The following is a 13198-nucleotide window of genomic DNA, read 5'->3' as shown; positions in this document are numbered from 1 at the left end:
CGCGCCATGCATTTTGACGCGGGCCGCTCCCTTATCAGCCGAGCTGCAGTTGGCTAGAGTGCGCCATCCAAAACCTGCCTGCTATTTTCGGGAGTGAAACAGTGGATCTTGGGATCAAAGGTCGCCGCGCCATCGTCTGCGCATCCAGCAAGGGCCTCGGCCGCGCTTGCGCCATCTCGCTGGCGGACGCCGGCGTTCACGTCACGCTGACGGCGCGCGGCGCCGAAGCGCTGAAGAAGACGGCCGACGAGATCCGCAAGGCCTATCCCGACGTGACCGTCACCGAGATCGTCGGCGACATCACGACGCCGGCGGGCCGCGAGGCCGTGCTGGAGGCCTGCCCGGAGCCCGATATCCTGATCAACAACGCCGGCGGGCCGCCGCCCGGCGATTTCCGCAACTGGACCCGCGACGACTGGATCAAGGCGATCGACGCCAACATGCTGACGCCGATCGAACTGATCAAGGCGACCGTCGATGGCATGATGGCGCGCAAGTTCGGCCGCATCGTCAACATCACCTCGGCCGCGGTCAAGGCGCCGATCGACATCCTCGGCCTCTCCAACGGCGCGCGCGCCGGCCTCACCGGCTTCATCGCCGGCCTGTCGCGCAAGACCGTGATCAACAACGTCACCATCAACGGCCTGTTGCCGGGCCCGTTCGAGACCGATCGTCTGACCGGCACCGCCAAGGCCGAAGCCGACAAGCGCGGCGTCTCCGCCGAGCAGATCCTGGCCGAGCGTGCCAAGCTCAATCCGGCCGGCCGCTTCGGCCAGCCCGACGAGTTCGGCTACGCCTGCGCCTTCCTGTGCGGCGCCAAGGCCGGCTTCATCACCGGGCAGAACATTTTGCTCGACGGTGGTGCGTTCCCGGGCACGCTGTAACCGCGATTGCGGGTGTACTGCCTCGCCCCGTTCCTACGGGCCGGGACGAGCTTCGCTCGCCCTCGGAGGGTTGGGGTGAGGGGCTGCTTTGGCAAAGACGGTGAGAGTTGGACTCGCGGAGAGTCCCCCTCACCCGGATTGCATCTTCGATGCAATCCGGCCTCTCCCGGGGGAGAGGCGAAGAGAGCCCGCTAGCGGGGCGAGATTAGCAAGATCATCGCTGCTTCGTCGGCTCGTCTTCGTCCCGCTCGCTGGGATCGGAGGAATCGGCGGTGAGGCGCTCGTCGGTCCAGTCGATGCCGAACTCGTCGAGTCCGTCCGCGAGCAGATCGCCCAGCATGGGATCGCCGAGCAGATATTGCACGGTCTCGTGCCGGGGCCTGCGATATTCGCCGCGCGCCTCCACGGCGCGGGCGCGCAAATCGTCCCACTCGTCGATCGTGCCCTCGCCGCGACCGAGCCACGCCAGCGCGACGAGATCGATCTGCTCGTCCTCGTTCAGTGCAGCGATGAAGCTGCCGAGCTCGCTGCCGACGGGATCGGAGCCGTCGTCCTCGAGGACATCGACCGAATCGTCATCGCTGGGGTTGGAGCCGGAATCCGGATCGGAGTCCAATTCCTTGACGTCGAATTCGCGCGCCTTCTCGATGATGAAGGCGACCTTCTCGGCGGAAATCGCAAGCTCTGGCATGGGCTCCCCTCCCGGCGCATCGTGGGCTGGTTCCAGGTTCCCCTCGATAACGCAACATCACGACAGATGATCCATTGCGCTCAGTGGTAGAAAGTGCGCATCTTTCGGCACCAAAGCAAGAAAATGGGGGCATACCGCATGCACTGGAGGGTCGGCAGCGTCAAAATCACCAAGGTCGTGGAAATGGAGACAGTCGGCTCGACGCGCTTCATCCTGCCGGACGCGACCAATGACGAGATCCGGAAGCTGCCCTGGTTGATCCCGCATTTCGCCACCGAAGAGGGCCGGCTGAAGATGTCGATCCATTCGCTGGTGGTCGAGACGCCGACGCGCCGCATCGTGGTCGATACCGGCCTCGGCAACGACAAGCAGGGCCGCGGCGTCCCGACCTGGAATAACCGCAGCACGCCGTTCCTTCAGACGATGACCGCGGCAGGCTTTGCGCCTGAGACCATCGACACGGTGCTGTGCACACATCTCCACGTCGATCACGTCGGCTGGAATACGATGCTGGTCGACGGCAAATGGGTGCCGACCTTCCCCAGGGCGCGTTACCTGTTCGGCAAGACCGAATACGAATTTTGGCGCGACTATACGGCCGAGCCGGACAAGGTCGCGGTGTTCGACGATTCCGTGAAGCCGATCGTCGATGCAGGTCGGGCCGAGCTGATCCCGAGCGACCACCGGCTCTGCGAGGAGATCAGCGTGATCCCGACCCCCGGCCACAGCCCCGGGCACATGAGCGTGCTGATCGAGTCCGGCGGTGAACAGGCGCTGCTCAGCGGCGACGTCGCCCATCATCCCTGCCAGATGGCGCATCTCGACTGGTGCTCGGTCGTCGACAGTGCCCCCGCACAATCCGCAGCAACGCGACGCGAGCTGTTCAGCCGGTTCGCCGACACTCCGACGCTGGTGATCGGCGGACATTTTTCCGCGGGGCATATCAAGCGCGACAGGGACGCGTTCAGGTTTATGGCGCTGGTCTAAGTCTCGTGCCCCGGATGCTGCGCAGCACGGACTGATGCGCTGCTAAGCCGCGGCCCATGTGGCCACAATCTGGGTCCCGGCTCTGCGGAGCAGCGTTGCACGCTGCACCGCGTCCGGGACACGGTCGCTCCCACCTGAATCCAGAGGGCTGCAATGCGCCCCCTTTTGAGCGGTTGAATTTCCCGCCGCCCTGTTCCATGAAGCTATTTAACCGATCGGTCCATCTCCAGGGAGAAACGAGAATGAAGCTTGTTCGTTATGGCGAAAAGGGTGCGGAAAAGCCCGGCCTGATCGACAAATCCGGCCAGCTGCGCGACCTGTCGGCGCATCTGAAGGACCTCACGGGCGAGGCTTATTCGCCGGAGAGCCTGAAGAAGCTGGCGGCCCTTGACCCGGCCTCGCTGCCCGCCGTCTCCGGCAAGCCGCGCTTCGGCTCGCCCGTGACCGGCATCTCGAAATTCGTCGCCATCGGCCTCAATTACAGCGACCACGCCAAGGAAACGGGCGCTGCGATCCCAAGCGAGCCGATCATCTTCATGAAGGCCAACACCTCGCTGTCCGGCCCGAACGATGCGGTCGAGAAGCCGCGCGGCTCGACCAAGCTCGACTGGGAGGTGGAGATCGCCGCGATCATCGGCACCCGCGCCAAATACGTCTCGGAAGCCGATGCGCTGAACTACGTGGCCGGCTATTGCGTCTGCAACGACGTCTCCGAGCGCAACTTCCAGACCGAGCGTCTCGGACAATGGACCAAGGGCAAGTCGCACGACACGTTCGGCCCGCTCGGGCCGTGGCTCGCCACCAAGGACGAGATCAAGGACGTGCAGAACCTGTCGATGTGGCTCGACGTCAACGGCCAGCGCCGCCAGACCGGCTCGACCGCGACCATGATCTTCTCGATCGCCAAGTGCGTGTCCTATGTCTCGCAATTCATGACGCTGCTGCCCGGCGACATCATCACCACGGGCACTCCGCCCGGCGTCGGCCTCGGCATGAAGCCACCGACCTTCCTCAATGTCGGCGACGTCGTCACGCTCGGCATCGAAGGCCTCGGCGAGCAGCGCCAGGAGATCATCGCGGCGTAAGGCCGTGCGCGCATCACGCTCCGTCGTCATGCCCGGGCTTGACCCGGGCATCTAGGAATCTCTCCCACGGTCATTCCGGCATGGCGCCTAAGCGCCAGATCCGGAATCTCAAGATTCCGGGTTCGATGCGTTGCATCGCCCCGGAATGACGGTGGAGAAGGCATCGCTCCAGAATCTTTGATTGCAGGGAACAGCCCCGATGAAACTCTCCTTCTCCCCCGCCTCGCCCTTCGCCCGCAAGGTGCGCATCGCCGCGATCGAGCTCGGCTTGATCGACAAGATCGAGCTGATGCCCGCAACCGTCGCGCCGGGCACGGCCAATGAGGACTATTCGCGCATCACGCCGCTGAAGAAGCTGCCGGTGCTGATCACCAATGACGGCGACGTCATCTTGGACTCTTACGTCATCGTCGAATATCTCAACGAGCTGGCCGGCGGCAGCCTGATCCCGGATTATGGCCCGCGGCGCTGGAAGGCCAAGACCAATCACTCGCTGATCAACGGCATGCTCGATTCCATGCTGCTGTGCCGCTACGAGAAGATGGTGCGGCCGCAGGGCCTGCAATGGCAGGCCTGGTCGGACGACCATTGGAACCGGGCCTGGACCGGCATGGCGCGCTTCGAGAATATGCCCGAGGTGCTGAACGGTCCGTTCGACATCTCGCAGATCGGCCTCACTTGCGTGCTCGGCTATGCCGATTTCCGCTTCGCCGATTGCGGCTGGCGCAAGGCCTATCCGAAGCTCGACGCCTTCCACCAGAAGATGCTGGAGCGGCCCTCCGTGAAGATCTCGGCGCCGCCTCCGGCGTAGTTTGAGCATGATCTCTTCGGAAGACCGCTGCAGACTTTGCGCTGACGCGGCCCTCCGGGTCCGGATCATGCTGTAAACGCGGGAGTTCTCATGAGCCTCAAATATTCGGTCGGCGATCTCACCATCCATCGCATCGTCGAGCAGGAAGCCCCGTTCTTCCCGGCGCTGGAGTTCATCCCCGGACTGACGGCGGAGATCCTGGCCGAGAACCGGGCGTGGATGCGGCAGGCCAAGGCGCTGGACGATGCGGACACGCTGATCCTGTGCTTCCAGTCCTACGTGGTGAAGACGCCGCACCACACCATCCTGATCGACAGCTGCATTGGCAACGACAAGTCGCGGCCGCAGCGGCCGAAATGGCATATGAAGACCGACGACACCTATATGCGCGGCCTCAGCGCCGCCGGCATCGCGGTCGAGGACATCGATTTCGTCATGTGCACGCATCTGCATGTCGACCATGTCGGCTGGAACACGCGGATGGAGAACGGCCGCTGGGTGCCGACCTTCCCCAAGGCGCGCTACGTCTTCGCCAAGCAGGAGTTCGACTACTGGACCGAGCAGAACGCGAAGGCCGAGGTGCCACCCTTTGCCGATAGCGTGCTGCCGGTGGTCGAGGCAGGACGCCACGAGCTTGTCGGCAACGACCATCAGATCGGCGATCACGTCCGCATCGTGCCGACGCCCGGCCACACGCCGGGCCATGTCGCATTCGCGATGGGGCGCGGCAAGGACGATGCGGTGTTTACCGGCGACCTCATCCACTCGCCGCTGCAGACGCTTTATCCGGAGCTGTCGATGAAGTTCGACGTCGACCAGGCCACCGCGGCGAAGACGCGCCGCAGCGTCCTGGAACGCTATTGCGATACTGACACGCTGTGCTGCACCGCGCATTTTCCCACGCCATCGGTGGGGAAGATCCGGCGCAAGGGCAATGCGTTCGTCTGCGAGTCGGTTTAACGCGCCGCGATCGCCCTTTCTGCCCGGGCTTGTCCCGGGCATCCACGCTCTTACAATCGGCGGCAACAAGAACGTGGATGGCCGGGCATAGGCGAGCGGAAGCGACGCCGCCCTTCGGACGGCTATGCCCGGCAATGACGAGGAAACACCATGCCCGATCTCCCCGACATTCGTCTGCCCGCCGGAATCCGCTCGCGTTATGTCGACGGCATCAACGGCTTGCGCATGCATGTGCTGGAAGCCGGCTTCGAGACCAAGGGGCGGCCCTGCATCCTTTTGCTGCACGGCTTCCCGGAGCTCGCCTTCTCCTGGCGCAAGGTGATGCCGGTGCTGGCTGCCGCGGGTTATCACGTGCTCGCACCGGATCAGCGCGGCTATGGCCGCACCACCGGGTGGACCGCGGACTATGATGGCGACCTCACGCCGTTCTCGCTGCTCAACCTCGTGCGCGATGTGCTCGCCCTGGCATCGGCGTTCGGCTACAGGCAGGTCGATCTTGCCGGCCATGATTTCGGCAGCCCGGTCGCGGCGTGGTGCGCGCTGATCCGGCCCGACGTGTTTCGATCGGTGACACTGATGAGTGCGCCGTTCGGCGGCGCGCCGACATTGCCGTTCGATACGGTCGATGGTCCGGCAAAACCTGACATGGAAGATCCCGTGCATCGCGAGCTCGCCGCATTGCCCCGCCCGCGCAAGCATTATCAATGGTACTATTCGACACGGCGCGCGAACGACGACATGCTGCACGCGGTGCAAGGTGTGCATGATTTCCTGCGCGCCTATTATCACCACAAGAGTGCGGACTGGACCGACAACAAGCCCTATCCGCTGCAATCGTGGTCGGCGAATGAACTGGCGAAGCTGCCGACCTACTATGTAATGGATCTGAACGAGACCATGGCCGAGACGGTCGCGAAAGAGATGCCCTCGCCGGCCGCGATCGCCGCCAACCGATGGCTGCCGGACAGCGATCTTGCTTACTACAGCGCCGAATACGGCCGCACCGGATTCCAGGGCGGGCTGCAGTGGTATCGCTACGGCACGTCAGGCATGCTCAATAACGAGATGCGGCTGTTTGCCGGCCGCAGCATCGACGTGCCCTCCTGCTTCATCTCCGGCAAGCAGGATTGGGGCACCTATCAACGCCCGGGCGTGTTCGAGGCGATGCAGGGCCAGAGCTGCACCAGGATGCTCGGCTGCCATCTCGTCGAGGGCGCCGGCCACTGGGTGCAGCAGGAGCAGCCCGCCGAGGTCAGCCGGCTGCTGCTCGACTTCCTCGCAAAGGCCCACATGGCCTGATTTGACCGGCGAACTGCGCCGCCCTATATAGTTTAGAATCGTTCTAAACTAGATAGCAGGGCCGCCGTGAAGACTTTTGCCGATCTGACCGAGCGCGAGGTGCTTGCGGTCGCGATCTCCTCCGAGGAGGAGGACAGCCGCATCTACATGACCTTCGCCGAAGATTTGCGCGAGCGCTACCCGGACACGGCCAAAATCTTCGAGGAGATGGCCGAGGAAGAGCGCGGCCACCGGCACCGGCTGCTCAAGCTTTATGAGGAGCGGTTCGGCCCGCATCTGCCGCCGATCCGCCGCGAGGACGTCAAAGGCTTTCTGCGCCGGCGCCCGATCTGGCTGACCAAGAACCTGCCGCTCGACACGATCCGCAAGGAGGTCGAGACCATGGAGCTCGAGGCCGAGCGCTTCTACGCGCGCGCCGCCGAGCAGGCCGAGGATGTCGGCGTGCGCCGCCTGCTTGGCGACCTTGCAGAAGAAGAGAAGCACCACGAGAACCGCGCGGTGGCGCTGACCGACGAGATCCTGAAGCCCGACGTGCGCGCAGAGGAAGACCGCACGCGGCGGCGGATGTTCGTGCTGCAATATGTGCAGCCCGGCCTTGCCGGCCTGATGGACGGCTCGGTCTCGACGCTGGCGCCGCTGTTCGCGGCCGCTTTCGCCACGCACCAGAACTGGCAGACGTTTCTCGTCGGCCTCGCCGCCTCGATCGGCGCCGGCATCAGCATGGGCTTTGCGGAGGCGCTGTCCGACGACGGCTCGCTGACGGGGCGCGGCTCGCCCTGGCTGCGCGGCATCACCTGCGGCGCAATGACCACGCTCGGCGGGCTCGGCCACACCGCGCCCTATCTCGTGCCCGACGGCTGGCCCAACGCGTTCTGGATCGCGACCGCGATCGCCTGCGTCGTCGTGTTCTTCGAGCTATGGGCGATCGCCTTCATCCGCGCGCGCTACATGGACACGCCGTTCCTCCAGGCCGTATTCCAGATCGTGCTCGGCGGCGCCATCGTGCTCGCGGTGGGGATCCTCATCGGGGCGGCGTAGGTCGCCTCGCAGCGGTGTCATCGCCGGCCTTCTGCGCAAGCGCACTGGGGCGGGCGGGCCAGTACGCCGCGGCCTGTCGGGTCAATCACAACCGTCCCGGAGTACTTCATCGCCCGGTCGAGCCGGGCGATGACAGCTGGTGACATATCAATCGCCATCAAACGGCGGTTGCAGCCTTCGGCCAAACTGCGCATCATCTCATCGGTGAAATCGCAGGAGCATGCCGTGGCCAAATCGGAATGGAGCTACAAGAGTGCGGTCGAACTGTCGGCCGCATTGACCGCAAAGAAAGTCTCCGCGGTCGAGCTCACAGAGGATGCGATCGGGCGCATCGAACGGCATGACGGCAAGATCAACGCGATCTGTGTGCGGGACTTTGATCGCGCGCTGAGCGCCGCGCGCGAGGCGGACGCCGCATTGGCCCGCGGCGAGCGTAAGCCTTTGCTCGGCCTGCCCATGACAGTGAAAGAATCCTACAACGTCGCCGGCCTGCCGACGACCTGGGGCATTCCCGCGCACGAGGATTTCATCGCCAGGGAAGATGCGCTGCCGGTCACGCGCGTGAAGGACGCCGGCACGATCATAATCGGCAAGACCAACGTGCCGCTCGGGCTCACCGACTGGCAGAGCTACAACGACTTCTACGGCACCACCAACAACCCCTACGATCTCGGCCGCACGCCGGGCGGCTCCTCCGGCGGTTCGTCGGCCGCGCTCGCCGCGGGGTATGGCCCGTTGTCGATCGGCTCCGACATCGGCGGCTCGCTGCGCGTGCCGGCGTTCCATTGCGGCATCTACGCGCACAAGCCGACCTTCAATCTCGTCGCGATGCGTGGCCACACGCCGCCGCCGCTGCCGCCGCTGCCGTTCGAGCGCGACCTGTCGGTGATCGGGCCGATGGCGCGCAGCGCCGTCGACCTGTCGCTCGTACTCGACGTGATGGCCGGGCCGGATCCGATCGACGCCGGCATCGCTTACCGGCTCGAATTGCCGCCCGCGCGACATACGTCATTCAGGGATTTCCGCGTGCTGGTGATCGACACCGATCCGCTGCTGCCGACCGATACGAACGTTCGCGGCGCCATCAACCGGCTGGCCGACAATCTCGCCAAATCAGGCGTGAAGATCGCACGCAGCAGTCCGCTGCTGCCGGACTTCGCGGCGTCCTCGCGGCTCTATATGCGGATGTTGATGTCGATCCTGGGAGCGAGCTTCGCGCCCGACATCTATGCCGGCGCCAAGGCGGCCGCGGCTGCGCTGCCGGAAAGCGACAATAGCCTTGCCGCCGAACGCCTGCGCGGCATCGCGCTCAGTCATCGCGACTGGCAGGCGGCGAATGCCGGCCGCACCCGGCTGCGTGCGCAATGGCGCGAGCTGTTCAAGTCCTTCGACGCGGTGATCTGCCCAGTGATGCCGACGGCCGCGTATCCGCACGACCATTTGCCGGACCAGGAACAGCGTCGGATCAAGATCGACGGCAAGGAGCACGTCTATACCGACCAGCTCGCCTGGCCCGGCATGGCGACGCTGCCCGGCCTGCCCTCCACTGCTATCCCCACAGGCTTTGCGCCGGACGGGCTGCCGATCGGCGTGCAGATCGTCGGCCCGTGGCTGGAGGACCGTACGCCGCTCAAGCTGGCTGAACTGATCGAGCGCGAATTCGGCGGGTTCGTGCCGCCGCCTTTGTTCAACGACTAAGTGAGACCCTCATCCTGAGGAGGCCGCATCGCGCCCGTCTCGAAGGATGAAGGCCGAGACGTAGCAGCGGGTCTTCATGGTTCGAGACGGCGCTTGAGCGCCTCGTCACCTTGAGGGGCAACATGGGAGTGAAACGTCATGAGCCAGGACCTCGATCAGCTCACCGCACTCAACCGCGACTACGTCGCCTCCGTGCAAAACTGCGACGTCAAGCGCTTCAACGAAATCCTGGCGCCGGAATTCTATTGCTCCAATCCCGACAAGACGCTGGTCGACCGCGCCGCCTTCCTGGAGCAGACCGCGCGGCCGATCGCGATTCGCAATCTGCATGCCTACGACGTCATGATCCGCATCATGGGCGACTTCGCCATCATCCACGCAGCGACGAGCTACACCACGGCGGACGGCCAGCAGGCGACCGGGCGGTACACCGATTGCTGGGCCAAGCAGAATGGCACGTGGCTCGCGGTGTCCGCACACGTCTCGCGGTGAGGCGGGCACATCGGGCGTCGCCTCTCCGCTGTCATGCCCGGCGAAGGCGGCGGCATCCAGGACGCCGCGGCAGCAGTTCGTTCGCACCACTCCAGCCGCGGAGTACTGGATCGTCCGGTCGAGCCGCGCGATGACACCGGTATCGGAGTGACACTGGCGAGCGCCAGCTTCAACGCTCAGCTATCAAACACGATCACGCTGCGCAGCGTCTTGCCGGCTTTCATGTTGGCAAAGCCCTCATTGATCTCGGAGAGCTTCAGCTTGGCGGAGATCCAGTCTTCGAGGTGCAGCCGGCCGCGCAGGTAAAAATCGACGAGGCGCGGCATGTCGACGCGAAAATGGTTGGAGCCCATCGAGGAGCCCTGGATCCGGCGCTCCCTGAGGAAATCGAAACCGTGCAGCTCGATCTTCTGGCCGAACGGGATCATGCCGACGATGGTGGCGGTGCCGCCCGCGGCGAGCATGGCGAAGGCCTGCTCTGCGGTTTCCTTGCGGCCGAGCACCTCGAAGGAATGCTGGACGCCGCCATTGGTGAGATCGCGCACCTGCTTGACGACATCGCCATCCGCCGGGTTGATGATGTCGGTCGCCCCCAGCTTGGTCGCGAGCTGGAGCTTTGCGGGATTGGTGTCGATGGCGATGATGCGACCCGCACCGGCAATCTGCGCGCCGTTGATTGCGGCCATGCCGACGCCGCCGCAGCCAATCACGGCCACGGTCTCGCCGGCCGTCACCTTCGCCGTGTTCACCACCGCGCCGTAGCCGGTGATGACGCCGCAGCCGATCAGCGCGGCGAGATCGAGCGGCATGTCCTTGCGGATCTTCACGATGGCGTTCTCGTGCACCAGCATCTGCTCGGCGAAGGAGGAGAGATTGAGGAATTGGTGCAGCTTCTCCGGCTTCGACCATTGCATGCGGTTGGAGACGCCCGGCAGCATCTTCACCGTCGCGTCGGTGCAGAGCACGGTGCGACCCGTGGTGCAATTGTCGCAGGTGCCGCAGAACACGGACAGGCACGTGACGACGTGATCGCCCGGCTTCACATAGGTGACGTCGGAGCCGACCTGCTCGACGACGCCAGCGGACTCGTGGCCGAGTACCGCCGGCAGCGGATGCGGATAGAGGCCTTCCATGAAGTGCAAATCAGAATGGCAGAGGCCGGCGACCGCGGTGCGGATCAGGACCTCGCGCGGGCCGGGCTTCGGCAGGCTGACATCCTCGATGACCAGGGGCTTGTTGACTTCATAGAGGACGGCGGCCTTCATCGGTGTTTCCTCGTTGTTATTTTTTCGTTGAGCGGTCGACTCTTCACCTCTCCCTATGGGAGAGGTGAAAGGAGAGCCTACGCTGCCAGAACGAGTTCGCCAACCTCGCTCATGCCGGCATCGCGATCACTCAGCAGCAGCGCTGCGATCTTCGCCTGCGCCGCATTTTCCGTCAGCCGGAACGGATCGCTGGGAGTCACGCGATGGTCGATGACGAGGCGCGACAGCAGCAACCGGCGCGCATCGCCGCGCATTGCGTGGATGCGGTGCGCCTCCCAGGCGAGCGCGACGGCGCTGGCGACGTGATAGAGCAAGCTGGTGGCGCGCCGCGCGTCGGCCTCGTTCTCCGACTTGCCCGCGACCTCGCGTGCGAAGCCGACCGCGCGATCGACCAAGCCGCGCAGATTGTCGCACCAGGCCTGCGGCACCGAGGCGCTGTCGTCGAGGCGCGCATGAAGATCGGCGGCGAGCGCGGATTCAGCGCCGTGCCGACCCACCGCGCGCCGGAGCGCGTCGATGGCGACGATGTTGCCGGTGCCTTCCCAGACCGAGCCGAGATGGGCATCGCGCAAAAGGCGCGGCGTGACGAATTCCTCGATATAGCCGATGCCACCGCGCATCTCGAGCGCATCGCCGCAGACCTTGCGCGCATCGCGCGTCGCGCGGAATTTCAAGGTTGGCGTCAGGATGCGCAACAGGGCCGCGGCATCCTGGCTACCCGCTTCGGCGCGGTCGAGCGCGTCGGCGGTGAGAAAGCTCATCGACAGCGCCTGCTCCACCGGGAGCATGATCTTCAGCAGCTGCCGGCGTCCCAGCGGCAGGTCGATGATGCGATTGCCGAACACCACACGGTTCTTCGCCACCGTCATGGCGTCATGATAGGCGCGGCGCATCAGCGCGGCGGATTTGACGCCGTTGGAGAGCCGCGAGGAGTTCACCATCTCGGCCATCTGCACGAAGCCACGGTCGAGCTTGCCGACGGCATAGGCGATCGCGCCTTCGAGCTTGATCTCCCCCGAAGCCATCGAACGCGTGCCGAGTTTGTCCTTCAGGCGCACGATCCGATAATGGTTCTGCGAACCATCGTCGAGGAAGCGCGGCATCAGGAACAGGCCGACACCGCGTGTGCCGGGACCGGCGCCTTCGGGACGCGCCAAGAGCATCACGACTTTGGCATCGGCATTCGAGCAGAACCATTTCTCGCCATAGAGGCGCCAATGGTCGCTCTCTTGCACGGCGCGCGTGGTCAGCGTGCCAACGTCGGAGCCGCCTTCCTTCTCGGTCATGAACTGGCCGCCCTGCGTCAGCTTGCTCATGTCGGTCGAGGTCAGGCCGTCGAGATATTTTGCTTTCAGCGCCTCGTCGCCGAAATTCGAAAGCAGCTTGGCGCAGCCGTCGGTGACGTTGATCGGGCAACCCGTGCCGAATTCGGTCTGGTTGAACAGGAAGGTGAAGGCATGCTTGGCCACGACAGGATATTTGTCCGGCCAGCCCATGATGCCCTTGCGGATCGAGAGCGCATGGATGCCGAATTCGCCGAACGCGGCGTTCTCCAGCTCGCGATAGGCCGGGTGATATTCGATCCATTGAACGTCGCGGCCGAACTTGTCGCGCTGGTGCAGCACGGGCGTGTGCCGGTCGGCCAGCCGCGCGCATTCGTCGAGACGGCCGCCGGCAAGTTCGCCGAGGCGGTCGAGATGCGGCTCGATGTGGCGGAACAGATTGTCCGGCAGATGGATGCGCAACAGATCCGTCAGCGCGGGATCGGCACGGTAGAAATTCATGCCCGTGGTATCGGGCGCCAGCAGACCCGATGGCTCGGCCGCGACATCTTTCGGCTGCGCTGTGACCGGCTTGTGCATGCTCGTCCTCTTCGTTTCCGCCCGGCGGCAATTCTTAACGCTTGCCGCTTTGGATGATGTCGATCATGCTCCCATCGCAAAGACGGATAAAGCCGCAAATTGTCAGGGAGGCATGATCGCCGTGAA

At 64.7% G+C, this 13198-nt stretch carries 12 protein-coding genes; 9 read left to right on the top strand and 3 right to left on the bottom strand.

Annotation, left to right across the window (positions count from 1 at the left end; translation table 11 throughout):
- Positions 1-101: 101 nt before the first annotated feature.
- Positions 102-884, top strand: a complete 783-nt coding sequence (locus tag AC5V87_RS04265) for an SDR family oxidoreductase (protein ID WP_456841203.1) — start codon at positions 102-104, stop codon at positions 882-884.
- Between the two features lie 214 nt (positions 885-1098).
- Here the strand turns inward: AC5V87_RS04265 and AC5V87_RS04260 are convergent, their stop codons facing one another.
- The gene (locus AC5V87_RS04260) at positions 1099-1575 is read right to left on the bottom strand and encodes a DUF3775 domain-containing protein (RefSeq protein ID WP_495370106.1); all 477 of its coding nucleotides are present in this window, start codon (positions 1573-1575) and stop codon (positions 1099-1101) included.
- A 138-nt stretch (positions 1576-1713) separates the two neighbouring features.
- On the opposite strand from AC5V87_RS04260, the gene AC5V87_RS04255 reads away from it, so the two are divergent.
- The 8 genes from AC5V87_RS04255 to AC5V87_RS04220 all read left to right on the top strand — a co-directional run bounded on the left by AC5V87_RS04255 (position 1714) and on the right by AC5V87_RS04220 (position 9945).
- Complete coding sequence (locus AC5V87_RS04255) at positions 1714-2562, top strand: MBL fold metallo-hydrolase (protein ID WP_495370105.1); 849 nt, start codon at positions 1714-1716, stop codon at positions 2560-2562.
- Positions 2563-2804: 242 nt separating this feature from the next.
- Positions 2805-3647, top strand: a complete 843-nt coding sequence (locus tag AC5V87_RS04250) for a fumarylacetoacetate hydrolase family protein (RefSeq protein ID WP_456841206.1) — start codon at positions 2805-2807, stop codon at positions 3645-3647.
- 199 nt (positions 3648-3846) lie between these two features.
- On the top strand, positions 3847-4458 hold the full coding sequence (locus AC5V87_RS04245; RefSeq protein WP_495370104.1) for a glutathione S-transferase family protein: 612 nt from the start codon (positions 3847-3849) through the stop codon (positions 4456-4458).
- 90 nt (positions 4459-4548) lie between these two features.
- Positions 4549-5418 carry an MBL fold metallo-hydrolase gene (locus AC5V87_RS04240; RefSeq protein WP_456841208.1) on the top strand — a complete coding sequence of 290 codons (870 nt, stop codon included), beginning with the start codon at positions 4549-4551 and terminating at the stop codon, positions 5416-5418.
- Positions 5419-5568: 150 nt separating this feature from the next.
- On the top strand, positions 5569-6717 hold the full coding sequence (locus AC5V87_RS04235; RefSeq protein ID WP_456841209.1) for an alpha/beta hydrolase: 1149 nt from the start codon (positions 5569-5571) through the stop codon (positions 6715-6717).
- 66 nt (positions 6718-6783) lie between these two features.
- A complete protein-coding gene (gene mbfA / locus AC5V87_RS04230) occupies positions 6784-7755 on the top strand; it encodes an iron exporter MbfA (RefSeq protein WP_456841210.1) in 972 nt (323 codons plus the stop codon).
- Positions 7756-7980: 225 nt separating this feature from the next.
- Positions 7981-9453: an amidase gene (locus AC5V87_RS04225; protein ID WP_495370103.1), complete on the top strand. Its 1473-nt coding sequence runs from the start codon at positions 7981-7983 to the stop codon at positions 9451-9453.
- A 138-nt stretch (positions 9454-9591) separates the two neighbouring features.
- Positions 9592-9945, top strand: coding sequence for a nuclear transport factor 2 family protein (locus AC5V87_RS04220; RefSeq protein WP_495370102.1), 354 nt, complete (start codon positions 9592-9594; stop codon positions 9943-9945).
- 176 nt (positions 9946-10121) lie between these two features.
- Here the strand turns inward: AC5V87_RS04220 and AC5V87_RS04215 are convergent, their stop codons facing one another.
- On the bottom strand, positions 10122-11210 hold the full coding sequence (locus AC5V87_RS04215; RefSeq protein ID WP_495370101.1) for a Zn-dependent alcohol dehydrogenase: 1089 nt from the start codon (positions 11208-11210) through the stop codon (positions 10122-10124).
- A gap of 77 nt (positions 11211-11287) precedes the next feature.
- Entirely contained in the window at positions 11288-13072 is a 1785-nt protein-coding gene (locus AC5V87_RS04210; protein ID WP_495370100.1) for an acyl-CoA dehydrogenase family protein, read from the bottom strand.
- Positions 13073-13198: the final 126 nt, after the last annotated feature.

This window comes from Bradyrhizobium sp. SOJA106, from assembly GCF_059448745.1.
The sequence above is the reverse complement of the archived record's forward strand: the minus strand, read 5'-3'. Positions and strand labels throughout refer to the sequence as shown.